Annotated in this window: 22 protein-coding genes and 1 riboswitch; of the genes, 7 read left to right on the forward strand and 15 right to left on the reverse strand. The window is 63.8% G+C overall.

Annotated features, from left to right (window positions below; translation table 11 throughout):
• Nucleotides 1-27: 27 nt before the first annotated feature.
• Together ACZYHG_RS30115 and ACZYHG_RS30120 are read right to left on the reverse strand one after the other, a co-directional pair.
• Nucleotides 28-1,023, reverse strand: a complete 996-nt coding sequence (locus ACZYHG_RS30115) for an ABC transporter permease (RefSeq protein ID WP_464611677.1) — start codon at nucleotides 1,021-1,023, stop codon at nucleotides 28-30.
• A gap of 81 nt (nucleotides 1,024-1,104) precedes the next feature.
• Complete coding sequence (locus ACZYHG_RS30120) at nucleotides 1,105-2,616, reverse strand: sugar ABC transporter ATP-binding protein (protein WP_464611678.1); 1,512 nt, start codon at nucleotides 2,614-2,616, stop codon at nucleotides 1,105-1,107.
• Nucleotides 2,617-2,752: 136 nt separating this feature from the next.
• Between ACZYHG_RS30120 and mtnK the strand changes: the two genes are divergently transcribed.
• Together mtnK and mtnA are read left to right on the forward strand one after the other, a co-directional pair.
• Nucleotides 2,753-4,027, forward strand: a complete 1,275-nt coding sequence (gene mtnK / locus ACZYHG_RS30125; protein WP_464614821.1) for an S-methyl-5-thioribose kinase — start codon at nucleotides 2,753-2,755, stop codon at nucleotides 4,025-4,027.
• The gene (mtnA, locus tag ACZYHG_RS30130) at nucleotides 4,024-5,118 is read left to right on the forward strand and encodes an S-methyl-5-thioribose-1-phosphate isomerase (protein ID WP_464611679.1); all 1,095 of its coding nucleotides are present in this window, start codon (nucleotides 4,024-4,026) and stop codon (nucleotides 5,116-5,118) included. Before mtnK ends, mtnA begins: the two co-directional genes overlap by 4 nt.
• Before the next feature lie 35 nt (nucleotides 5,119-5,153).
• On the opposite strand, the gene ACZYHG_RS30135 is transcribed toward mtnA, so the two are convergent.
• Nucleotides 5,154-5,693: an Lrp/AsnC family transcriptional regulator gene (locus tag ACZYHG_RS30135; RefSeq protein WP_464611680.1), complete on the reverse strand. Its 540-nt coding sequence runs from the start codon at nucleotides 5,691-5,693 to the stop codon at nucleotides 5,154-5,156.
• A gap of 48 nt (nucleotides 5,694-5,741) precedes the next feature.
• Between ACZYHG_RS30135 and ACZYHG_RS30140 the strand changes: the two genes are divergently transcribed.
• The 4 genes from ACZYHG_RS30140 to dhaL all read left to right on the forward strand — a co-directional run bounded on the left by ACZYHG_RS30140 (nucleotide 5,742) and on the right by dhaL (nucleotide 9,444).
• Nucleotides 5,742-6,935 (forward strand): MFS transporter, encoded by a 1,194-nt coding sequence (locus ACZYHG_RS30140; protein WP_464611681.1) that lies wholly within the window; start codon nucleotides 5,742-5,744, stop codon nucleotides 6,933-6,935.
• 84 nt (nucleotides 6,936-7,019) lie between these two features.
• Nucleotides 7,020-7,166: riboswitch (FMN riboswitch) on the forward strand.
• Nucleotides 7,167-7,243: 77 nt separating this feature from the next.
• Nucleotides 7,244-7,717, forward strand: a complete 474-nt coding sequence (locus ACZYHG_RS30145; protein ID WP_464611682.1) for a 6,7-dimethyl-8-ribityllumazine synthase — start codon at nucleotides 7,244-7,246, stop codon at nucleotides 7,715-7,717.
• Nucleotides 7,718-7,779: 62 nt separating this feature from the next.
• Nucleotides 7,780-8,793, forward strand: a complete 1,014-nt coding sequence (locus ACZYHG_RS30150) for a dihydroxyacetone kinase subunit DhaK (protein ID WP_464611683.1) — start codon at nucleotides 7,780-7,782, stop codon at nucleotides 8,791-8,793.
• 15 nt (nucleotides 8,794-8,808) lie between these two features.
• Complete coding sequence (gene dhaL / locus ACZYHG_RS30155) at nucleotides 8,809-9,444, forward strand: dihydroxyacetone kinase subunit DhaL (protein ID WP_464611684.1); 636 nt, start codon at nucleotides 8,809-8,811, stop codon at nucleotides 9,442-9,444.
• Here the strand turns inward: dhaL and derI are convergent.
• The 3 genes from derI to ACZYHG_RS30170 are packed head-to-tail and all read right to left on the reverse strand — an operon-like array spanning nucleotide 9,441 to nucleotide 11,458.
• Complete coding sequence (gene derI / locus ACZYHG_RS30160; protein ID WP_464611685.1) at nucleotides 9,441-9,881, reverse strand: D-erythrulose-4-phosphate isomerase; 441 nt, start codon at nucleotides 9,879-9,881, stop codon at nucleotides 9,441-9,443. The two genes, dhaL and derI, sit on opposite strands and share 4 nt — an antisense overlap.
• 27 nt (nucleotides 9,882-9,908) lie before the next feature.
• Complete coding sequence (locus ACZYHG_RS30165; RefSeq protein WP_464611686.1) at nucleotides 9,909-10,667, reverse strand: triose-phosphate isomerase; 759 nt, start codon at nucleotides 10,665-10,667, stop codon at nucleotides 9,909-9,911.
• A 26-nt stretch (nucleotides 10,668-10,693) separates the two neighbouring features.
• Nucleotides 10,694-11,458: a DeoR/GlpR family DNA-binding transcription regulator gene (locus ACZYHG_RS30170; protein WP_464611687.1), complete on the reverse strand. Its 765-nt coding sequence runs from the start codon at nucleotides 11,456-11,458 to the stop codon at nucleotides 10,694-10,696.
• A gap of 274 nt (nucleotides 11,459-11,732) precedes the next feature.
• Between ACZYHG_RS30170 and fba the strand changes: the two genes are divergently transcribed.
• Nucleotides 11,733-12,797, forward strand: a complete 1,065-nt coding sequence (fba, locus tag ACZYHG_RS30175) for a class II fructose-bisphosphate aldolase (RefSeq protein ID WP_027034074.1) — start codon at nucleotides 11,733-11,735, stop codon at nucleotides 12,795-12,797.
• A 163-nt stretch (nucleotides 12,798-12,960) separates the two neighbouring features.
• On the opposite strand, the gene ACZYHG_RS30180 is transcribed toward fba, so the two are convergent.
• From ACZYHG_RS30180 to ACZYHG_RS30220, 9 genes are read right to left on the reverse strand one after another with little or no spacing between them, the layout of a single operon-like run.
• Complete coding sequence (locus tag ACZYHG_RS30180; RefSeq protein WP_464611688.1) at nucleotides 12,961-13,902, reverse strand: sugar phosphate isomerase/epimerase family protein; 942 nt, start codon at nucleotides 13,900-13,902, stop codon at nucleotides 12,961-12,963.
• A gap of 49 nt (nucleotides 13,903-13,951) precedes the next feature.
• Nucleotides 13,952-15,010: a class II aldolase/adducin family protein gene (locus ACZYHG_RS30185; RefSeq protein WP_464611689.1), complete on the reverse strand. Its 1,059-nt coding sequence runs from the start codon at nucleotides 15,008-15,010 to the stop codon at nucleotides 13,952-13,954.
• Complete coding sequence (locus tag ACZYHG_RS30190; protein WP_464611690.1) at nucleotides 15,010-16,527, reverse strand: glycerol-3-phosphate dehydrogenase; 1,518 nt, start codon at nucleotides 16,525-16,527, stop codon at nucleotides 15,010-15,012. The genes ACZYHG_RS30185 and ACZYHG_RS30190 overlap by 1 nt, the downstream gene beginning before the upstream one ends.
• Nucleotides 16,528-16,572: 45 nt before the next feature.
• Nucleotides 16,573-17,613 carry a 2-hydroxyacid dehydrogenase gene (locus tag ACZYHG_RS30195; RefSeq protein WP_464611691.1) on the reverse strand — a complete coding sequence of 347 codons (1,041 nt, stop codon included), beginning with the start codon at nucleotides 17,611-17,613 and terminating at the stop codon, nucleotides 16,573-16,575.
• A 10-nt stretch (nucleotides 17,614-17,623) separates the two neighbouring features.
• A complete protein-coding gene (locus tag ACZYHG_RS30200) occupies nucleotides 17,624-19,177 on the reverse strand; it encodes an FGGY family carbohydrate kinase (protein ID WP_464611692.1) in 1,554 nt (517 codons plus the stop codon).
• Nucleotides 19,177-20,301: an ABC transporter ATP-binding protein gene (locus ACZYHG_RS30205; protein WP_464611693.1), complete on the reverse strand. Its 1,125-nt coding sequence runs from the start codon at nucleotides 20,299-20,301 to the stop codon at nucleotides 19,177-19,179. Before ACZYHG_RS30205 ends, ACZYHG_RS30200 begins: the two co-directional genes overlap by 1 nt.
• Nucleotides 20,298-21,416, reverse strand: a complete 1,119-nt coding sequence (locus ACZYHG_RS30210) for an ABC transporter ATP-binding protein (protein ID WP_464611694.1) — start codon at nucleotides 21,414-21,416, stop codon at nucleotides 20,298-20,300. The genes ACZYHG_RS30205 and ACZYHG_RS30210 overlap by 4 nt, the downstream gene beginning before the upstream one ends.
• Nucleotides 21,417-21,418: 2 nt before the next feature.
• Complete coding sequence (locus ACZYHG_RS30215) at nucleotides 21,419-22,276, reverse strand: carbohydrate ABC transporter permease (protein WP_027034066.1); 858 nt, start codon at nucleotides 22,274-22,276, stop codon at nucleotides 21,419-21,421.
• A 9-nt stretch (nucleotides 22,277-22,285) separates the two neighbouring features.
• Nucleotides 22,286-23,209 (reverse strand): carbohydrate ABC transporter permease, encoded by a 924-nt coding sequence (locus tag ACZYHG_RS30220; protein ID WP_023777019.1) that lies wholly within the window; start codon nucleotides 23,207-23,209, stop codon nucleotides 22,286-22,288.
• Nucleotides 23,210-23,262 lie beyond the last annotated feature (53 nt).

Here is a 23,262-nt window from a genome sequence, read left to right on the forward strand (position 1 = left end):
GAACTCGAAAATCCTGTCCGGTCGAAACTATCTCTTGCCCCTGCCCGAAAGGGCAAAGGTGAAGACAAGGGCGACGACCAGAACCACGCCCTTGACGAAATCCTGCGTGTAGTAAGGTGCGTTCATCATCGTCAGGCCTTGCAGCAAGATGCCGACGAACAGCGCGCCTATGGCGGTGCCAAAGGCGTTCGGCTTGGCGGCGCCCAGCACCGCGTAGCCGATGAGTGCTGCGGCAACAGCATCGAGCAGTAGATTGTTGCCCGAAGCGATGTCGCCGCGCCCAAGCCGTGCGGCGAGCAAAATGCCGCCGATCGAGGCAAAGACGCCTGAAATGACGTAGGCCCAGATCTTGTATGCCTTGACCGGCGCACCGGCGAGTTCGGCGGCGCGCTCGTTGGAGCCGACGGCGTACATCATGCGGCCGAAGCGGGTGTATTCGAGGAAGAACCAGATCAGCACGGCCAGAACGAGCAGCACGACCACCGACACCGGGATGAGGTTCGGGATGAAGAAGTCGAAGCGGTGGCGGCCGAGCGCCAGGAAGGCATCGGAGAATTTGCCGTTGGCGACCGAGCCGTCGGGCATGGTCATGCCGGTGGCGATCGAACGGCCTTCGGTCGGGATGCGCTGCAGGCCGACGAGCAGGAACATCATGCCCAGCGTCGCCAGCAGATCTGGCACGCGCATGTAAACGATCAGCCAGCCATTGATAAGGCCGACAATGGCGCCGATGAGCAGACAGGCAACGACCGCGACGACCGCGTTCTGTTCCAGCACCACCATGACATAGGAAGCCGCCATCATGGCCGATGTGGCGACCGAGCCGATCGACAGGTCAAAGCCGCCGACGACCAGCGTGGCGGTGACGCCGAGCGCCAGCACGCCGGTGATGGCGACCGACTGGAAGATGAAGATGGCACTTTGCGGCGAGACGAAACCGTCCGCGGCAATCGCGAAATAGGCGACCAGCCCGAACAACAGGACGATGAAGCCATAGCGGATGGCGTGGTCGCGCAGCGTCATTCAGCGCACCCCGGCGCCGCTGCCCACTTTACCCAACTCGAACCCATGCTCACTCCATTCCAATTCTACCCGCCGCCACGCTCAGGCCGCGCTATGCAACGGCCCACCGGCAACCTCGGCCAGCAGGCGGTCGAGATCGACATCGGCATTGCGGTGTTCACCGACGATTGTGTGCTCCGACATGACCAGGATGCGGTCGGCCGTCTCCAGCGCCTCGTCGAGTTCGGTGACGAACAGGAGCGTCGCGCGGCCATGGGCGCTTGCCCTGAGCTTGGCGGCGATGTCGCGCCTGGCCGAGATGTCGACGCCCTGAAACGGCTCGTCGAGGATGAACAGCGCGGCATCCTGCGCCATCCAGCGGGCGACCATCACTTTCTGCTGGTTGCCACCGGACAATGCCGACATTTCGTCCTTCTCGGAGCGGCAGACGATGCTGAGCTCCTCGATCTGCCGGCGCGCGGTGGCGCGTTCGAGGCGGCGCTTGAGCACGCTCAGATTCGACATCCGCTTGAGGAACGGCAAGCTGACATTGCGCTCGATGTTGAAGTCGCCGACGATGCCGCTGGTGGCGCGGTCCTTGGCGACGAGGAACACGCCCGCCGCGATCGCATCGCCGGCCGAGCGCGGCATATAGGGCTTGCCGTTCATCGTCATGGAGCCGGCGAGCGGCTTGCGGACGCCAAACAGCGTCTCGGCAAGTGCTGTCTTGCCGACGCCGACGAGACCGGTGATGGCAACAACCTCGCCATCGCCGAGTGTCAGCGAGATCGGCTTGGCACCGTGCGCGATGCGCAGGCCTTCCACGGTCAGGACCGCCTTGACGGAGTCCCTGGCAACGATCTGGTCAAGATGGATCTTGCGGCCGAGCATGGCGTTGACCGCACCTTCATAGTCGAGCGGCTTGGTGTCGAAGACGCCCGAAATGACGCCGTCGCGCATCGAGACGATGCGGTCGGCAAGCCGCCTGATATCCGACATGCGATGCGAGATATAGAGGATCGCCACGCCCTGCTCGCGCAGCCTGTCAACCAGCGCAAACAACCGGTCGGCCTCGGCGCTGGAGAGCGAGGAGGTCGGCTCGTCGAGGATCAGCACTTGCGGCTGGTGCGCCAGCGCGCGCGCGATCGCTACCATCTGGCGATCGGCGAGCGACAGATCGCTGACGCGGGCCTTCAGATCGATGGTCAGCACCATGCGGTCGGCAACCGCCTTGGCCTCACGGCGCACGCGGACTGGATTGAACAGGGTCGGTGCGCCCTTGCCGCTCAACCTGTCCAAGGTCAGATTGGTGGCGACGTCGAGGTCGGCGACGACCCCGTCATTGATGTTCTGGTGCACGGTGACGACGCCCGCGCGGATCGCTTCCGCCGGTGTGTTCGGCGCGAAATCCTGGCCGGCCAGCGTCATGGTGCCGCCGCCGCGTTCGTAGACGCCGCTGATGATCTTGACGAGGGTGGATTTGCCGGCGCCGTTGGCGCCCATCAGCACGGTCACTTCGCCGGCATGGAGGTCCAGCGAGACGCCGCCAAGCACCTCGTTGCGGCCAAAGGATTTCCTCAGTCCCTGTACGCGGAACACGGCATTGCCGACCATGCATTCCTCCCTGACCGTGACGCTATGGTCAATGTCGGCAATTGTCAACACGATTGACAATTGCCAGATCGCTTCCTAGCTTGGCCACGCCGCCATGCCTCCGTTATGTTCGGAGTGCATATGCGAGAGGATGATGATGACTCAGAAATTGCCGTTTGAAGCACTGTCGGTGGAGACGCTTGCAACGCGCCTCGGCGCCAACGAGGCGCTGTGCGCCAGGATCGGCAAGGACACCAGCGCCTGGAAGGTCCGTGAGGTCGGCGATGGCAATCTCAATCTGGTGTTCATCGTCGAGGGCGCCAGCGGTGCGGCCGTGGTCAAGCAGGCCCTGCCCTATGTCCGACTGGTCGGCGACAGCTGGCCATTGCCCCTAAAACGCTCCTTCTTCGAATATCACGCGCTGACCAGGCAAGAGGCGCGTGCACCAGGCTCCGTGCCGGCGATCTATTATTTCGATGAAGGCCAGGCGCTGATAATCATGGAGTATCTGGCGCCGCCACACATCATTCTCAGGCGCGCCCTGATCGACGGGCGCCAGTTGCCCAACATTGCCAGGGATATCGGCCTGTTCATGGCTCGAACGCTGTTTCGCGGCTCCGATCTCTCCATGCCGACCAAGGACCGAAAGGCCGATCTGGCGCTGTTCGCCGACAATGTCGACCTCTGCGGCATCACCGAGGATCTGGTGTTTTCCGACCCCTATTTCGACGCCAAGCTGAACCGGCATACGTCGCCGCAGCTCGACGTCCTGGTTGCCGAACTGCGCGCCGATCGCGATCTCAAGGTCGAGGCCCAACGGCTGAAGCACATCTTCGCCGCCAATGCCGAAACGCTGCTGCATGGCGATTTGCATTCCGGCTCGATCATGGTCACAGACACGGAGACCCGGATGATCGATCCGGAGTTCGCCTTCTACGGTCCGATGGCCTTCGATGTCGGCATGCTGCTCGCCAATTTCTGGATGTCCTTCTTCTCGCAGCGTGGCCACGAGGAGAACGGCAAGCGCGACACCATGCGCGCCTATCTGCTCGAGGTGACGAACGAGACATGGTCGGTGTTTCGCGCCGAGTTCTCGCTGATGTGGCGCACTGAGCGGACAGGGATGCTCTATCAAAAAAGCCTGTTCGAGGATCAGGGCGACAGGCTGGGTGCCGAGCAGGCGCTCGATCATGTGCTGCATCAGATCTGGACCGATCTGCTCGGCTTTGCCGGCATCGAGGTGCACCGGCGCATCCTCGGCCTCGCCCACAATGCCGATTTCGAGACCATTGCCGACGAGGATCTGCGCGCCTCTTGCGAGGCCAAGGCGCTGAAATTCGGCCGTCACATCGCCGTCAACCGGCGACAGATACACAGCATCGACGAGGTCAACACCCTGGCCACGCTGATCGAACAGGAGAACAGCATTTGAACGTCGGCGACCGCCACTATCGCACCATCTGGCTGAGCGACGACGGACGTTCGGTCGAGATCATCGACCAGCGCTGGCTGCCGCATGATTTCCGCATCGAGACAATCGGCACCGTCGGCGGCATCGCCACGGCCATCCGCGACATGTGGGTGCGCGGCGCGCCGCTGATCGGCGTCACCGCGGCCTATGGCGTCGCCATGCAGATGGCGGACGATCCGTCCGACGCAGCGCTCGATGCGGTCTGGGAGACGCTGCACGAGACGCGTCCGACGGCGATCAATTTGCGCTGGGCGCTTGACGAAATGCGGCGCTTCCTCAAGCCGCTCGCACCGCAGGAGCGCGCCGCAGCCGCCTATCGGCGTGCCAGTGAGATCGCCGACGAGGATGTCGGGCTGAACCGCGCCATCGGCGAAAACGGCCTTGCCATCATCAAGGCGATCGCCGCGCGCAAACAGCCGGGCGAGCCGGTCAATATCCTGACCCACTGCAATGCCGGCTGGCTAGCGACAGTCGACTACGGCACCGCCACCGCACCGATCTATCTGGCAACCGAAGCGGGCATTCCCGTCCACGTCTATGTGGATGAAACGCGGCCGCGCAACCAGGGCGCCCAGTTGACGGCCTGGGAGATGGCCGGGCACGGCGTGCCGCACACGCTGATCGTCGACAATGCCGGCGGCCACCTGATGCAGCGCGGCGAAATCGACATGGTGATCGTCGGCACCGACCGCACCACAGCCGATGGCGATGTCTGCAACAAGATCGGCACCTATCTCAAGGCGCTCGCCGCCGCCGACAATGACGTGCCGTTCTATGTCGCGCTGCCGTCGCCGACCATCGACTGGACGGTGCATGACGGGCTGAAAGAGATCCCGATCGAGCAACGCTCGGCTGACGAGGTGTCGCTGGTGTGGGGCAAGACCGCCAGCGGCGAGATCGCGCAGGTGCGCATCTCGCCCGAAGCGACGCCTGCGGCGAACCCGGCCTTCGATGTGACCCCGGCGCGGCTGGTGACTGGCCTTATCACCGAACGCGGCATCGCCAAGGCCTCGCGCGAAGGCCTGAAGGCGATGTTCCCCGAACGGGCATAGCGTTAGCACCCGGCTGACCAGCTACCGCGCGGAATCTAGTACAGCGGCTCGGCCATGTGCTTGGGCGTTGGCCATTTCTTGGTGACGCCGGGCTGCACCGGTCGCTCAAGATAAGTCGACAACACCACGTAGCTGCGCGTCGAGGTAACGCCAGGCGTTTCGTAGAGGCGAGCGAGCAGGCCTTCGAGCGCTCTCGTATCTTCGGTGCGGACCTTCAGCAACATGCAGGTATCTCCGGCGACCGTGTGGATCTCCTCGACTTCCGGATATTGCGAAACCGCCATCAGCTCCGGCGTCTTGCCCCAGCCCCTGGTGTCGATATGCACGAAAGCAAGCAGCGGCTTCTTCACCGCCTTGGGGTCGATGATGACAGCGGTGCCGCGAATGGCGCCGCTGCGCCGAAGCCGCTTGACCCGTTCATGGGCGGCTGGCGGTGAAAGGCCAACCCGATCACCCAGTTCGGCGTAGCTGATCGTGGCGTCGTCGACGAGAACGCCTAATATCTTTCGGTCAATTGCATCGACGTCACGGGGCGCCGGCCTGTTCAGCGGAATACCATCTGTTTCTTCATCCATAGCGATAATCCCGATTGCGACAGAATTTAATACGGCCATTATGGCTATATGTCGAATAGCGATCAAGCCACAGTCCTGACAGCCGGCGCCAGACAGCCGATCCCGGCCCTCGCCTATCTGCTGACCGGCTGTATCGCCGTGATCGGCTCGAATTCGCTGGTCCTGGGGCCGATCGCCCCGGCCGTCGCCTCCTCATTTGGAACAAGCGTGCCGGTCGTCATGATCGCGGCGGCCGCATTCGGCCTCGGCACCTCGGCAAGTGCCCTGTTCCTGGCCCGCTACATCGACCGGCTCGGCGCCCGCCGGATGCTACAGGGGGCATTGCTGTTGCTGGCGCTAGCACTTGTTGCGAGTGCGCTGGCGCCGACGGTGGTTATGCTGGTCGCGGCTCAACTGGTCGCCGGCATCGCCGCTGGCGTCGCCATGCCGGCGATCTATGCCAGCGCCGCCGCGATCGCGCCGCCTGGCCGTGAAAGCGGGACGATCGGCGTCGTGCTGACCGGATGGACCTTGAGCATGGTGGCCGGCGTTTCGTTGTCAGCCGTGCTTGCCGATCTCGTGCATTGGCGCGCCGTCTTCGCGTTGGTCGCGGTTCTTGCGGCCCTTGCTTGGGTTGGGCTGACAATGACGTCGCTCAGCGACGTCAGGAGGGCCGGCCCGGCGCCCGCCCCGCTCGAGGCGCTCAACATTCCTGGCATTCTGCCACTTCTGGTCGCCTGCGCCGCCTTCATGACCGCCTTCTACGGCGTCTATGGCTATCTCGGAGACCATCTTCATGTCGGGCTGGGTGAGCCGGTCAGCGCCAATGGGCTTGCCGCACTCGCCTATGGCATCGGTTTCGGCATGGCAGCATTTCTAGACGGCGCCATCGATCGGCTTGGTGCGCGACGCGTCATGCCATTCGCCTATCTGCTTGTGGCTGCCGTCTACATCGCTATTGCCGCGACCAGCGACAATTTCGGCCTGACGCTGGCCATGGTCGCGATCTGGGGACTTACCAACCATTTCGGACTGAACGTCCTGGTCACTTGCCTGTCCGCACTCGATCCCTCGCGACGCGGCACGATCATGGGCCTGAACAGTGCGGTCACCTATCTGGCAGTCTTTATCGGCACCACCGGCTTCGGCCCGCTTTATTCGAACTTCGGTTTTGCCGTCTGTGCGACGGTTGCGGCGCTGCTCATGCTGGTGGCCGCATCGGCAGCGGCATGGCGCACGCAACAAGGTGGTTCTTTCACGTGATTGCTCCAGTCGACAGAACGTGACTGGCCACCGGCCTGCCGCCCGGTTGACAGCGGCACCCCTGCCCTTCCATACAAAGCCCGTTAATGTTCTCAGGGCGGGGTGAAAGTCCCCACCGGCGGTAAGGGTCCCGACCCAAGCCCGCGAGCGCTTTCCGACACAATCGGAAAGGTCAGCAGATCCGGTGTGATTCCGGAGCCGACGGTATAGTCCGGATGAAAGAGAACGAAACGGCAAACGGACCGCCCTGGCGGGCCGGTTTCCGTATCGTGCGTCCTGATTCTGGTTCGAAACGGAAGGATGGACCCATGAATCAGCATTCCCACAAAGACTATGAAACTGTTCGCATCGCCGTTATCCGCGCGCGCTGGCATGCCGATATCGTCGATCAATGCGTGCACGCCTTCGAGGCGGAACTGGCCGACATCGGCGGTGAGCGCTTCGCCGTCGATGTTTTCGACATGCCCGGCGCCTACGAAATCCCGCTGCATGCCAAGACCCTGGCCCAGACCGGCCGCTACGCGGCGATCCTCGGCACGGCCTTCGTCGTCAATGGCGGCATCTACCGGCATGAGTTCGTCGCCAGTGCCGTCATCGACGGCATGATGAATGTGCAGCTGTCGACTGGCGTGCCGGTGCTTTCGGCGGTACTCACGCCACTGAATTACCACGACAGCGCCGAGCACCACCGCTTCTTCTTCGAGCACTTCACCGTCAAGGGCAAGGAAGCGGCCAAGGCCTGCGTGGAAATTCTCGCCGCACGGGAAAAGATCGCGGCATGAAATGTTCCCGGCCGGGTGGAAATCGCGATAACACCCGGTAGTATTTGCGAAAAGTCGGGAGGATGCCGGTGCAGACCAAGAAGATCATTAATGATGGCAACCGCGCCGTCGACGAGATGCTCGAAGGGATCCTGGCCGCGCATCCTCGCCATCTCAGGAGCGCGGACGGCAGCCCGCGCTCGATCATCGCCCGTGACGGGCCGCGGCCCGGCAAGGTCGGGCTGGTCATCGGCGGTGGTTCGGGCCATGAGCCGACCTTTCTCGGCTTTGTCGGCAAGGGGCTGGCGGACGCGGCGGCCATCGGCAATGTCTTTGCCTCGCCACCGCCAGATCCGATCCTGGAATGCGCCAAAGCGGTGAGCGGCGGCGCCGGCGTCCTGTTCATGTACGGCAACTATGCCGGCGACGTGATGAATTTCGACATGGCGGCCGAGATGGCCGCGATGGACGACATAGAGGTGCGCACCGTGCTGACCACAGACGACGTCGCCTCGGCACCGCGCAACCAGCGCCAGAAGCGCCGCGGCGTCGCCGGCAATTTCTTCATCTTCAAGGCGGCCGGTGCAGCCTGCGACCTCATGCTCTCCCTGGACGAGGTCGAGCGCATCGCGCGCAAGGCCAATGACCACACCTTCACCATGGGCGTGGCGCTGTCGCCCTGCTCGCTGCCGCAGACAAGGCGGCCGAATTTCGAGATCGGCGCCGACGAGATGGAGATCGGCATGGGCATCCATGGCGAACCCGGCATCGCGCGCGGCAAGCTCGGAACCGCCGACGAGATCACCGACGAGATGCTGGACAAGATTTTCGCCGAGATGGCGCCGTCGCGCGGCGACAAGGTCGCGGTGCTGGTCAACTCGCTCGGCTCGACGCCGCTGATGGAACTCTACATCATGAACCGGCGGGTCAAGCAGAAGCTCGACGACATCGGCGTTTCCATTCACGCGACCTGGGTCGGCAATTACTGCACGTCGCTCGAAATGGCCGGCGCCTCGGTGACGCTGATGCATCTCGACGAGGAGTTGCAGACGATGCTGGACCACCCTTGCGACTGTGCCATGTTCCGCGTCGGCTGACGAAAGAGCGATCCTGTGACCATCAATGCCGCTGGCCTGAAACGAATGTTCGATGCGATCGCGGTGGCGATCGAGGCCGACAGGGACCGGCTCTGCCAGCTCGACGGTGTCATTGGCGACGCCGACCACGGCATTGCGATGGAGCTCGGCTTCAATGCCGTGCGGGATGCGCTGGCGCCGCTCGATCTGGCGACTACCGATCCGACGGCGCTGCTCAACATCGCGGCGAAATCGTTCCTCAATGCCGTTGGCGCCTCGTCAGGCCCGCTCTATGCAACGGCCTTCATGCGCGGCGCCGCCGCCGTCAAGGGCAAGGCGACGCTGGTGGACGCGGACTTCATCGCTTTGTTCCAGGCCATGGCGCAAGGCATCAAGGATCGCGGCAAGGCGGAACCTGGCGAAAAGACGATGGTCGATGCCTGGCAGCCGGCGGCCGAAGCGGCCGCCGCAGCCACTATCGCCGGCAAGACCCTTGCCGAGAGCCTTCAGGCAGCCCTTGCCGCCGCCGAGCGCGGTGCGAAAGCGACCAAAGACATGATCGCCGCCAAGGGCCGCTCCTCGCGGCTCGGCGAGCGATCGCTCGGGCACATGGATCCGGGCGCCGCCTCGGCCGTGACGGTCATCACGGCGATGAAGAAGAGCCTGTCTTAGGCCTTCGCCGCGTCGAGCCTGTCGATCGCCTGGACATTGCCGGCCGAAGGGCCTTTCTCGTCGAACTCGGAAGCGAGCCATGTATCGACGATCGCCTTGGCCAGTTCCGGGCCGATCACGCGGGCACCCATGGTGATGATCTGGGCGTTGTTGGATTTCGCCGCGCGCTCGGCCGAATAGGTGTCGTGGGTGAGTGCCGCGCGGATGCCCGGCACTTTGTTGGCCGAGATCGAGACACCGATGCCGGTGCCGCAGAACAGGATGCCGCGATCATTCTCGCCGTCGACGATCGTCTGGGCGAGTTTTTGCGAGAGGTCGGCATAGTAGCCTGCCTGGCTGAGATCGCTCACAGTCAGGTCGGATTTGGTGGCCAGATGGGCAGCGATGACATCGAGCAGCGGCTTGCCGGCGCTGTCGGCTCCTATGGCTATTTTCATGGTTTTCCCTTTCGTGTTTGGATGATTTCAGATCGCCGCCGAAGCGCGGCCGAGAATGTCGATGTAGCCATCCGCCTGCCAGGCGGAGCGGCCGATGAAGAGGCCGTCAATATTGGGCTGGCCGATCAGCTCGGCGGCGTTGCCGGGATTGACGCTGCCGCCATAGAGCACCGGCGGCACGGACGGCAGCAGGCCGCCGGCCACCCGCTTGATCAGTGCCTGCTGTTTGTCTGCATAGTCGGAGCTGGCCGGAATACCCTTGTCGCCGATCGCCCAGACAGGCTCGTAGGCGAACAGGATTTTTGCGCTCTTTGCCTCGCCTTCGAGGAATTGCAGCGCGCCCTCGACCTGAGCGCTCAGCACGGCATCAGCCTTACCGCCTTCCCGCTCCGCCAGCGTCTCACCGACGCAGATCAACGGGATCAAGCCGTGCTTCACAGCCGCCGCCGTCTTCAGGCCGACGGTGTCGTCGGTCTCGCCGAAATGTTCGCGACGTTCGCTGTGTCCGAGTTCGACCAGGTCAAGCCCGCAATCGCTCAGCATCAGTGGTGAGATCTCGCCGGTCCAGGCGCCGGCATCGGCCCAATGCATGTTCTGGGCGCCGACCTTGATGCGCGTCGATGACAGCGCCCGCTTGACCTCGCGCACCGCTGTGAAAGGCGGGATGACGAAAGGCTGGATGCGGTCATCGAAACCGGGATTGAAGCCGGCTAGGCGCTCTGCGAAAGCCAGCGCCTCGGCGAGCGTCTTGTTCATCTTCCAGCTTGTACCAACCCAATACACCACGCATACTCCTTGCTCAGTTGCCGGACTCAGCTGCCGACCAGGGCCATCGAGACACCGGCGGCATCCAGCGCCTCGGACAACCCCGGCTCGAGCTCACGTCCGGTGAAGACCGTGTCGAACGCCTTGAGGTCGGTGAGAAAATGCAGCGCCGTGCGGCCGAACTTGCCGTGATCGACCAGCAGATATTTACGGGTTGCCGCCGCCATCATCAGCCGCTTGGCCTGCACGACCTCCTGGTCCTGATGGAAGGCGGAGGCGCCATGGATGGCGGATGAGGACAGGAAGGCGACGTCGGCGCGCAGCGATTTGAGCATGTCCTCGGCGAGCAGGCCGAAGAAGCCGTGGAATTTCTTGCTGTATTGCCCGCCAAGCGCGATCAGGTTGATGCCTCCGGCGCCGGCCAGCTCCTGGATGACGGCCAGATTGTTGGAGATCACCGTTAGCGGCCGCAAATCGGCGAGATGGCGCGCGATGCCGCCCGCCGTCGAGCCGTCGTCGATGATCACCGTCTGGCCAGGCTCGATCATGGCCACGGCAGCTGCCGCGAGGCGCTGCTTTTCCTCGGTCGCCTGCTTCTGCCGGTAGCGGAAATCGCTTTCGAACAGACTGCTCGGCTGGATCGAGGCGCCGCCTCGCACCTTGCGCAGGAAACCACTTTCCTCGAGTTCGTCGAGGTCGCGGTGCACGGTCATTTTCGAGATACCAAAGCGCAAAGCGAGATCGTCGACGCTGGCCTGACCGGCGTCCATCAGAAAGTCCATGATGCCTTGCCGTCTGATGTCGCTCTTCATTGCAGCCGACCGCCAACGCCGCAGCGTGGTTCCTTGATCAAGCGGAGACATAATAGCAGCTGTCGTCGCAAAAGTATCAGAAATTTTGTGATAATGGGATGATTTGTTGGGATATTCAACTTGCTCTCGTCAATGCGCTGTAACAAGAATTGCTGCCGGGACGGGCTGTGACGGTTGCGGTTGCGCCGAAATCCGGCCAGAAGCATCGGTGGGCTGGACGATGCGCGGACAGTCCGCAACCACAGGTTTGAAACCAGATACGGGAGACTATTCGTTGGCTCGCATCACATTGAGACAATTGCTCGATCACGCCGCCGAATACGGCTATGGCGTGCCGGCCTTCAACATGAACAACATGGAACAGGGCCTCGCCATCATGGAGGCGGCGGAAGAGACCAAGTCGCCTGTCATCCTGCAGGCAAGCCGCGGTGCGCGCGCCTATGCCAATGACGTGGTGCTGGCCAAGCTGATCGATGCGCTGGTCGAAATCCACCCCGACATCCCGGTCTGCATGCATCTCGACCATGGCAACAACGAAGCCACCTGCGTCACCGCGATCCAGTACGGCTTCACCTCGGTGATGATGGATGGCTCGCTCAAGGAAGACGGCAAGTCGCCGGCCGACTACACCTACAATTCGGGCATCACCAAGCGCGTCGTCGACATGGCGCATTGGGGTGGCGTCTCGGTCGAAGGCGAAATCGGCGTTCTGGGATCGCTGGAGAGCGGCGGTGGCGAGCAGGAAGACGGCCATGGCGTCGAAGGCGCGATCAGTCACGACCAGTTGCTGACCGATCCGGAACAAGCGGTGCAGTTCGTCAAGGACACGCATGTCGACGCGCTGGCGGTTGCCATGGGCACCAGCCACGGTGCCTACAAATTCTCGCGCAAGCCGGACGGTGCGGTGCTGGCCATGAACGTCATCGAGGAGATCCATCGCCGTTTGCCCAACATGCATCTGGTGATGCATGGCTCATCTTCGGTGCCGGAGGATCTGCAGGAGATCATCAACAAATATGGCGGCCAGATGAAGCCGACCTGGGGCGTGCCGGTGGAAGAGATCCAGCGCGGCATCAAGCACGGCGTGCGCAAGATCAACATCGACACCGACAACCGCATGGCGCTGACCGGTGCTATTCGCAAGGTGCTGACGGAAAACCCGAGCGAGTTCGATCCGCGCAAATATCTGACGCCGGCAATGGCGGCCATGCGCAAGCTCTGCAAGGAGCGCTTCGAGCAGTTCGGCACCGCCGGCAACGCGCCGAAGATCAAGCCGCTGCCGGTCTCGGAGATGGCCAAGCGCTACAAGTCGGGCAGCCTCGATCCGAAATTCGGATAGCGCGGTTCACCGTTTCATGGAACCGGCGAACCACTCTATTTCTTTGTTTTGACGCAATTCCGGACGGAAAACCGCTTCACACTTTTCCTGGAATTGCTCTAGGTTCAGCCGATTTCAAATCTGCTTTTATCGGGCAGGAGCCGCATCGGCTCCTGCCCGATTTCTATTCGGCCTTTGGCAGAAGACCGGACCTGCCGGCGTCGATGAACGGCGCCCAATAGTCGACGGACTCGCGGATCATGGCGACGACCTGATGGTCGACCGGCTCGCGCTCACGGAACGACAGTTCGAGGCAGATCTCGTTGTCGGTGCCGCCGCCGCGCCGCACCGTCTCCAACAGTCTTTCAGGCGTGATGCGGCCGTCCCGGTTGTAAGCCGCGGTGAACGGCCAGTGGCCACCCTTGTTCATCGACGATTGCTTGATGTGGATGATCGGCGATTTCCTGGGAAAGGCTTCCGCCCACGCATAGGGATCGATGTCGGCCGGGTTGCTGGAGGTGACGTCCCCATGGTCGATGTCGACCATCATTTCCAACGGAATGTCCATCCCGGCCGCGTCGATCGCATCCTGCAGCCCCCGGCAGCTCTCGATGGTATGACCGAACTCGCGGCCGACCGACATCGGCTCCCAGAACAGATAGGTCAGGCCTGCCGCCCTGGCATGCTCGGCAACCTCGCGCCAGCAGTCCAGCGCGATGTCGAACAGCCGCGCGCGACGCTCGGGGTCGTCAAAGTCGCGATGGGTGAAGATGGCGAATTGCGTGCCCATGCCGCTGGCGCCAAGCTCGGCCGAAATGTCGGCAAAGGTCTTGAACCAGTCGACATAGTAGCGGCGCACGTCGGCATCGGGATGGCCGAAATGATTGAGCCGACCGTAAGGGCCGGTCATGCCCGAGGTGACGCGCACACCGGTACGGTCGAGTGCGCTGCGGAACAGGCGGACGAATTTGACGATCGTCGCCGCCGGCCAGCCCGGATTGACGAATTCATGCGTGAGCTGCACGTCCCGGATGCCGATTTCGTAAGCGATCGTGTCGATCAAGTCATCCGGATCGGCGAAGCGATTGACCAGCGGATTGGTGTTGAGAGAGAGCGTGAAGGCCAAGGCGGCGATCCCTCTCAATACTGGCGCAGGCTAGTGGCAAAGAATGCCGTCATTGCAGCGTCGCCCCCTCGCGGTTGAGTTGCTGGCGGTATTTTTCAGCATCCCAGTTCAGCAGCTCGGCATTCTCCGTTGGGCTGAGATAGTTGACGCGCGCCGCGCCATCGACGCGCGCGGCAACATCGGCCAGGCAGCGCGCCATCGCTTCGGCGCCGGCATTGGCATCCCGGCGCATCAGCACACCCTTGCCGGGAAAGAGGATGGATGTCGGCGCGGCCGCGGTGCGGGCGACAACCGCCGCCGCGTTCTCGGCGGGGCCGGCGATCACCGAGCCGACGCCGAGGAAGATGACATGATCCGGATAGAGGCTGCCGGAAGCGGCAATGCGGCAACTGGCAAGATCGGTTGCGACAACATGCGCGGCCGCCGAGGCCGGCAACCGGTAGTCGCTGCCGGTGGCGAGCCTCAGCAGCGCGTCGAGATCGGGCAGCGGGGCCGGTCGCGGCGACCGCGCAAGCAGTCCGGTCACCCGTTGCAGCAGCAAGGCTGCTTCGGCAACCGTGTCGGCTGCAACCACCAGCCCGTGATTGCCGAGCACCAGCACGTTGGTCGCAGGTCTCAGCCGCTCGGCGATCGCCTGCGCCAGCGGCAGGCCAGGCCGGCGATACGGCACGAAAGCCCAGTCGAGGCCGCGCAGGCGTTCCTCCAGCAGAGCTTCGGCGTTGGCCTGCACGGCAATCGAGATCGTCTCGACACAATGGACGTGGACGACGATCTTCTGGGGCAGCAACGCATGCACCGTCGTCTCGATGGAGGGCCGCAGCTGGCGAGGGTTGAGGTCCGCCAACGTGAACTGCCCGGCCGTCTCGGCCGCAGGGCTGCGATGCGCCACGGCATCAAGCAACGGCGCCAGCGCGACCGGCACCATGATCTCATCGTCGCGCGCATTCTTCAGCCAGGTGCCCGAGGCTTTGATCCACAGCACGCCGGCCTGCTTGATGGAAGTGTTGCCGCCTGCCCCCTGCACTAGCAGCGGGTCGGCGCCGACGCTGGCCGACAAGGAACGCAGCATGCAGAATTCGCTGGAGTGGTTGTCGCCTTTATGGACCATCAGCCCGCCCTCGCCAGCCGGTTCGCGCACCAATGCTCGAAGGCCGCCCTCTCCTCGGCGGACAGATGCAGGCCATGCTTGGTGCGCCGCTCCAGGATATCGGCTGATGTCACCGCCCATTCCCGGTCGAAGAGATAGTTGGCTTCGCGCTCGAAGAAATCCTTGCCGAAGCAACGCCCCAACCCGACGAGCGATCCGGCAGTACCGACCAGAAGACGCGTCCTGGTGCCGTATAGCCGGCCATAATGCTTGAGCAGCGACGCCGGCATCCACGGATATTCGCGTCCGAGGTCGCCGAGAAACTGTTCGAAATCGGCGTTGGCGATGTCGCCGCCGGGCAGATGCGCCTTGGCTGTCCAGGGCTTGCCCATGCCGGGGAAAAACGGAGCGATCCTGTCCAGCGCATGCTCGGCCAATTTACGGAAGGTGGTGATCTTGCCGCCGAAGACGGAGAGCAGGGGCGCCTGCGCGTCCGGTGCGTCGAGCTCGAAAATATAGTCGCGGGTCACCGCACTGGGGTTGTCGGCATTGTCGTCATAGAGCGGCCGGACGCCGGAGAACGAATAGATGACATCGCTGCGTGCAAGGCCGCGCTTGAAATAGCGGTTGACCACCTTGATCAGGTAATCGATCTCGCTCTCCTCCGCCGCCACATCCTCGGGCCGCCCGTCATACGGAATGTCGGTGGTGCCGATCAGCGCGAGATCGTTCTGATAAGGGTTGATGAAGATGACGCGCTTGTCGCTGTTCTGGATGAGGTAGGCCTGCCTTCCCTCCCAGAATTTCGGCACGACGATATGGCTGCCCTTGACCAGGCGCACATTGCGCCTGGAGTTCTGGCCGGCAACGCGGTTGACGATGTCGTTGACCCAGGGGCCGGCGGCATTGATCAGTGCACGTGCCCGAACCACCGTCCTGATGCCCGTCCTGCCATCCTGCATCTCGACAACCCACAGGCCGTTCTCGCGGCGGGCGGCGGTGCAGGCGGTGCGGGTGAAAACCCTGGCGCCGCGCTCGGCGGCATCGAGTGCGTTGATGACGACGAGGCGGGCATCGTCGACCCAGCAGTCGGAATATTCGAAGCCACGCCGGAAAGCGTCCTTGATCGGCGCACCCTCTGGCGCGGTGCGCAGGTTGAGCGTGCGGGTCGCCGGCAGCCGCTTGCGACCGCCGAGATGGTCGTAGAGGAACAGGCCGAGCCGCACCAGCCATGCCGGCCGGTCGTCCGGGCTGTGCGGCAGCACGAAGCGCATCGGCCAGATGATGTGCGGCGCCGATTCCAGCAGCACCTCGCGCTCGATCAGCGCCTCGCGCACCAGACGGAATTCGTAATATTCGAGATAGCGCAGGCCGCCGTGGACGAGTTTGCCCGAGCGCGAGCTGGTGCCTTCGGCGAGATCGTCCTTTTCGCACAGGATGACCGAAAGACCACGGCCGGCGGCATCGCGCGCGATGCCGGCGCCATTGACGCCGCCGCCGATGACGAAGAGGTCTACGATTTCAGGACCGCCGTTCATGTCGCCGTGGCCTCGATGCCTATATGATGCGTCATGGCGGCTGCCTCAGCACGGATTGACCGGAGGCAGGCTGGCGAGATAGCGGCGTACCTCTTCGGCGGCCTGTTCGGCGGCATAGGTGACGGTTCGCACCGAGGCGCCGGCGATATGCGGCGTCAGCGTCACGTTGGGAAGCTGCAGCAAGGGCCAGTTGGCAGGCACCGGCTCGACGGCGAAGGTCTCCAGCATGGCGCTGGCGATCTGGCCTGACACCAGCGCCTCGTAGAGCGCGTCATAGTCGACCAGAGGCCCGCGCGCGGTGTTGATGAGAATCACGCCCGGCTTCATCCGCGCAATAGTGTCCGTGCCGATCATGCCGCGCGTCTCCTCGGTCACCCGGGGATGCAGCGTGACGACATCGGAGCGCGACAGCAGATCGTCCAGTGCGACGAGTTCGACGCCGGCATTGCGGTCGTCGGCACTCAATTGAACATAAGGGTCGCAAACGAGGACATGGCAACCGAAGGCGCGCAGCAGGCGCACGACCTTGGTGCCGATATTGCCGTAGCCGATGACACCGACGGTCATTTCGTTGAGCTCGCGGCCGGTGCGGTCGGCGCGGTAAAGATCGCCGCGCCACTCGCCCTTGCGCAAGGCCTCGTGGCCGACCCGGATCAGACGCGTCTCGGCCAGGATGGCGCCGAGGGTGAACTCGGCCACGGCCGTCGCGTTGCGGCCAGGCACATTGACCACAGTTATGCCGTGCGCCCTGGCAGCAGCCATGTCGATGTTGATCGGGCCGCCGCGCGAAACCGCGACCAGCTTGAGATCAGGCAGGCGCCGCATCATGCCCTCCGACAGGGGAGCCAGCTGGGTGACGAGGATCTCGGCATCGCCGATGAAGTCGACCACCTCGTCGGGGTGGCCGAAATACTCCTTGACCTTGTCGAGGCCGAGCGCCGGATTGCCGAACTCCATCGGTTCGTCGGGCCAGGCCGTCTGTAACGTCCTGATGTCGAGGTCGCCGCTCGCGACCTTCTCGATTTTGGCGCGAAACACCTCCGGCAGCATGAAGTTGTCGCCAATGATCGCTATTTTCCTGGGCATACTCGACTTCTCAATTTGCCTGCACTGAAGCCATCGCGCGCCAGACCGGCCGCAACGCCTGGTGCGCCAACATGTAGGACGGGGTCATCTTGTCGTAGATCGCGGCGAGGCTGCGGTCGTGCGGCTCGGCTTCGCCAAGCAGCGGCGTCACCCATTCGCCGACGCACGCATCCATGGACGGGTACAGACCGACGCAGACCGCGGCGATCATGGCCGCTCCTGCCGCGCCCGCTTCCTCGCGCGCGCTGGTGCGAATGTCTGCACCCACCGCGGCACCCAGGATCTTGCGCAGCGCCGGGCTTCTGGCGGCGCCGCCGGTCAGGCGGACTTCGCGCGGCAGCGGCCCCATGGCGGCGTAGCAATCCCGCGCTGCGAAGGCCAAGCCCTCGAAGACGGCGCGGACGAGGTCAGCATAGCCGTGCCGCGAGGAAATGCCGACGAACCCTGCCCGCGCATTGGCATCGACGAACGGCCCCCGCTCACCTGCCTCCGACACGTAGGGCTGATAGAGCAGCGAGGCCGGCTGCGCGGCCGCGATCCAGGTGTCGACCAGCGCAATCATCTCACCATTGCTGCGCGAAATGCCTTGCGAGGCGAGAATGCCGGAGGCGAGCCCAAGCACCCAGTCGATGTTGAGCGTCGCCGCCATGTTCGACTGCATCTGCGCGAACACGCCGGGCGCCGGCATCGCCATTGTGTAGCCCGTCGCCGCTTCGTTGAGCTGCACATCGTCAGGGGTCTCGGCCAACCGCATATGCATGCCAGTGGAGCCGATGATCGAGCAGCCGGGCTTGCGCTCGCGGTCGAGCAGGCCGGCGCCAAGCGCGGTGCAAACGACGTCGACATAACCAAGCACGACCGGGGTTCCGGCCAGCATGCCGGTGGCATCGGCCGCGGCCTGCGACAGCGCAGTGCTGTGCCTGGTGCCGTCGACGATCGGCGGCAGCAAATGTCTGAGATCGGCGACGCCGAGCACGTCGAGCACCTCGTCGCTATAGTCGCGGGTGTGGAAATCGCCGAAGGTGAAGGTGCCCTCGGACGGATCGGTGGCACGTTCGCCGGTCAGCCTGAAATAGAGCCAGTCCTTGCAGTGGAACGCGGTCGCCGCCTTGCCAAGCATTTCCGGCATGGTGCGTTTCATGAAGACGAATTGCGAACCTTGTTGGCAGGCGGCGAGACCGCTGCCGGTCTTCTCGAAGCGAAGCCGGTCCTCGGGCCGTGCACGGATTTCTTCGACGACGGCGGCGGCCCGCGCGTCGAGCCAGAGCCAGCCCTTGGCCACCGGCTCGCCCTTGCCGTCGATCAGCCAGGTGCCGTCGCCTTGCCCGGTCACTGCGATCGCCACCGTCCGGTTGGCGAGATTGGGCACCTTGTCGGCCAGTTGGCGCAGGGTTGTGGCGGCATCGCTCCACGTCCGCGCCAAATCCTGTTCGGCGCCGCCGCCCGGCAGCGTTTCATAGTGGTTCGGCAGCGCGGCGGCAGCGATCTGCTTGCCCGCCGTGTCGAAGGCGATGGACTTGATGACGGAGGTGCCGGCATCGATGCCGATCAGGACGTCACGCATCACGCAAGCTCCATGCCGTGCGAGATCGCCTCGCCGCTCGCCTGGTCGAAGACGTGCAGGTTCTTCGGATCGATGCTGACATTGATCGGTGCGCCCAGATCGAGACGCGTGCGGTCGTGCTCGACCAGGACCAGAGAACCGCCGGCGAAGTCGGCGGCGATATGGGTCTGGTCGCCGAGCCACTGATTGGCCGAAACCCTGGCGGGAACCCCCTCCTTCGAGCGTCGGACCGCGTAAGGCCTGATGCCGATGACGACCCGTTCGCGGCTGAGCAGTTGGTCGCGGACCGGAGCGCTGAAGGCATCCTTGTCATAGTCGAGCGACAGGCCGTCGGGCAGCCTGAGATTGATGCGGCCGCCGGCGGTTGCGACATAGGCCTCGAAGACGTTCATCGGCGGTTCGCCGACAAAGGTCCCGGTGAACAGGTTCGCCGGGCGCTCCTTGATCCGGTCCGGCGTATCGAACTGCTGCAGCACGCCGCCTTCCATCACGGCGATACGATCGGCCAGCGCATTGGCCTCGGTCTGGTCGTGGGTGACCAGGATCGCGGTCAGCCCGCGCTCCTTGATGAAGTGCTTGATGCGGCCGCGCAGCACAGCGCGCAGCTGTGGTTCGAGCTGCCCCATCGGCTCGTCCAGGAGATGCAGGTCGGCCTCGCGGATCAGCGCGCGGCCGAGGCTGGCGCGCTGCTGCTGGCCGCCGGAGATGGAGCTGGGATAGCGCTCCAATATGTCCTCGATCTCGAGCAGCTTGGCGATGCTGGCAACCTTGGCGTCGACCTCGCTCTTCGGCAGCCTCGCCGCCTTGAGCGCAAAGGCCATGTTCTCGCGTACGGTCAGCGGCGGGTAGAGCGAATAACCTTCGAAGGCCATCGCCACATTGCGCTTGACCGGCGGCAGGGTGTGCACCTGGCGACCAGCAACCGAAATCGTGCCGCGCGAGACCTCTTCAAAACCGGCGATCATGCGCAGCGTCGAGGTCTTGCCGCAGCCCGACGAACCGAGCAGCGCCACGATCTCACCCTTGGCGATTTCCATGGTCAGGTTCTTGACGGCGTGCACGCCCCTGTCGATCGGACCGTAGAATTTATCGACGCCGGAAATGGTCAGTGCGCTCTGGCTCATGCCGCTTCTCCATTGCGCAAAGCAACGACGTTCTTTGAACCGATGCGCTCGCCGCTGGCGTGATCGAACAGCAAGGCGCTCTTGCCGTCGACGGCAATATGGGCCTTGCCCTCGCTGCGCCCCGGCGTTCCGGCCGGGCGCGAAACCAGGATCTCGCGGCCGCGCACGGTGCGCACCAGCGTGACGATCTTTTCGTTGAGCGGCGTCTCCGCCTCGACCGTCACCGGAATGGCGCCGGGCGTGGTTTCCTCGACGAAGCTCAACGCTTCCGGCCGCAGGCCGATCACACAGTCGCGGCCGACCGCCGTGTCGTAGGCGCCGGCCAGATGGACCTGGACATTGGACAGGCCGACACAGATGCCCCTGGCATCGCGCGCAGGCTTGACGTCGAGCAGGTTGATGGTGGGGTCGCCGAACAGCCGCGCGATCTCGATGTTGGCCGGCTCGCGGTAGATCTGCTCGGGCGTGCCGAGCTGCCTGATGACGCCTTGCGACATGACAGCGATGCGGTCGCCGAGCGCCATGGCTTCCTTGTAGTCCTGGGTGACGTAGACGACGGTGGCGCCGCGATCGGCGAGCAGGCGCGGCAGTTCGAGCCGCATCTCGAAGCGCAGCTTGGCGTCGACATTGCGCAAGGGATCGTCGAGCAGCAGAAGCGGCGGCGAGCCGACCAGCGCGCGGGCCAGTGCGGTGCGCTGCTTCTGGCCGTTGGAGAGCGCGCGCGGCTTGTGGGAAAGCACATGGGCGATCTTCAACAGCTTGGCCACGCTCTCGACGCCGGCCTTGATCGCGCCCTGCGAGGACCGCTTGGCCTCCAGCGGCGTGGCGATGTTGTCGAAGGCGGTCATATGCGGAAACAGCGCGAAATTCTGGAACGCCATGCCGATGCCGCGGAACTCCGCATCGACATCGGTCATGTCGTCGCCGCCAATGAATATCTTTCCTTCATCAGGATCGATAACGCCGGCAACGAGCCGTAGCAGCACCGTCTTGCCGGCGCCAGAGGGTCCGAACAGCACAAGGGTTTCGCCGTCGGCCACGGTCAACGACAGATTGTCGAGGACGGTCTGGCTCTTGTAGCGCTTGACGATGTTTCTGAGTTCGAGGCTGGCCATGTCTATCCTTTCACCGCGCCGAGCGACAGGCCTTCGACGAGATAGCGCTGCGCATAAAGGGCGAGCGCCAGCGTCGGCGTGATCGAGAGCACGATGGCCGCCGAAATCTGGCCGTACTGGATGCCCGAGGAGGTGATGAAGGCGAGCGCGCCGACCGTCACCGGCTGCTTGTCGGCCGAGGCCAGCACCAGCGCGAAGACGAAATTGTTCCAGGCGAAGATGAAGGCGAGCAGGCCGGCGGCGGCGATGCCCGGGCCAGCGAGCGGCAGAGCGATCTTGCGGAAGGTGGCGAACCAGGAATGGCCGCCGATGCGGTAGGCATATTCGATGTCGGCCGGAATATCCTCGAAATAGCCGCGCACGATCCACAGGATCAGCGGCAGGCAGATCAGCTGGTAGACCCAGATCAGCCCGATATAGGTGTTGGCCAGCCCGAGCTTCTGGAAATAGAGGGTGAGCGGCAACAACACCAAGAGCGCCGGCGCGAACTTGAACGACAGCAGCGTGAAGGCGATGTCCTCCGAGCCGCGGAACTTGTGCCGTGCGAAGGCGTAGGCGGCTGGAACCCCGAGCAGCAGCGAGACCGCGACCGAGGTGGTCGACAGGAACACCGAATTCCAGAGGTTCCGCATGAAGGCGATGTCGAGCGTGCCGGCGGCGGTGATCAGCTTGCCGGTGATCAGCGCCGTGTAGTTGGCGAGCGTCGGCTCGAAGATCAGCTGCGGCGGAATGCGCAGGATGGTCTCGTTGGTCTGGAACGACATCATGAAGATCCAGACGATCGGGAACATGAAGAAGATCACGACCAGCGTCAGCGCCACGCCACGCAGGATGCGTTCGAGCAAGGATGTGTGTTCCATCCCGGCCTCCTATGCCTGGCCACGGGCGCGTTCGCGCAGCCGCAGCCAGTTCTTGATGAAGATGTTGGAGAGGAAATAGGTGATCGCCCACAGGATGATCATCAGCGCCGCCGAGCGGCCGACATTGGTGGACTGGAAGAAGTTGAGGTAAGCCTCGACCTGGAAGACGGTCAGCGTATCGCCCGGCCCGCCCTGGGTCATGGCGTAGATGATGTCGAACTGCTGGATGGAATCGAGCAGGCGAAACAGCGTTGCCGTCAGGATGTAGGGCGTCAACATCGGCAAAGTGATGCGGAAGAACACGAAGCTTCTCGGCACGCCATCGAGGGCGGCGGCCTCGAAAGGTTGCGTCGGCAGGCTGCGCAGGCCGGCGAGCAGCAGGATCATGATGAAGGGCGTGTAGACCCAGATGTCTACCAAAACCACCGTGAACAGCGCCGTCGACGGTGACGAGGCCCAGCGGAAATCCTGCAGCCCGATCAGGCTGGCGAGATAGCTCAGCACACCGAAGCCGGGATTGGTCATCAGCTTCCACATCAGTGCTGCCAGCGCCGGGGCGGTCATCAGCGGCATCAACAGCATGATCGAGATGAAGTTGTTCAGCGTCGAGCGCTTCTGCAGCAGCAAGGCGATGGCGAGGCCGAGAAGCAGTTCCAGCACGACGGTGGTGCCGGCATAGAGCAGCGACACCTTCAGCGTGTTCCAGAACTTCGGATCGGTGAAGAAGGAGATGTAGTTGTCGCCCCAGTTGAACTGCCGCGCCCAGGGCTGGCTCAGCCGGTAGCGCTGGAAGGAATAGACCACCGAGGTCAGGAACGGGATCAGAATGCCGATGCAGACCAGCAAGGCCGGCAGGCTGAGCACATAGGGCAGCACCCGCTTGCTGATCCTGAAGCCGGATGGCTTGGGCCTTTGCGATACTACCGCAGTCATCGAGCTGCTCCGTTGTTGCTGTCGCTTCGCCCTGCCGGCCGCCCAAGGGAGCA

The sequence above is a fragment of the Mesorhizobium subarcticum genome, from assembly GCF_055456085.1.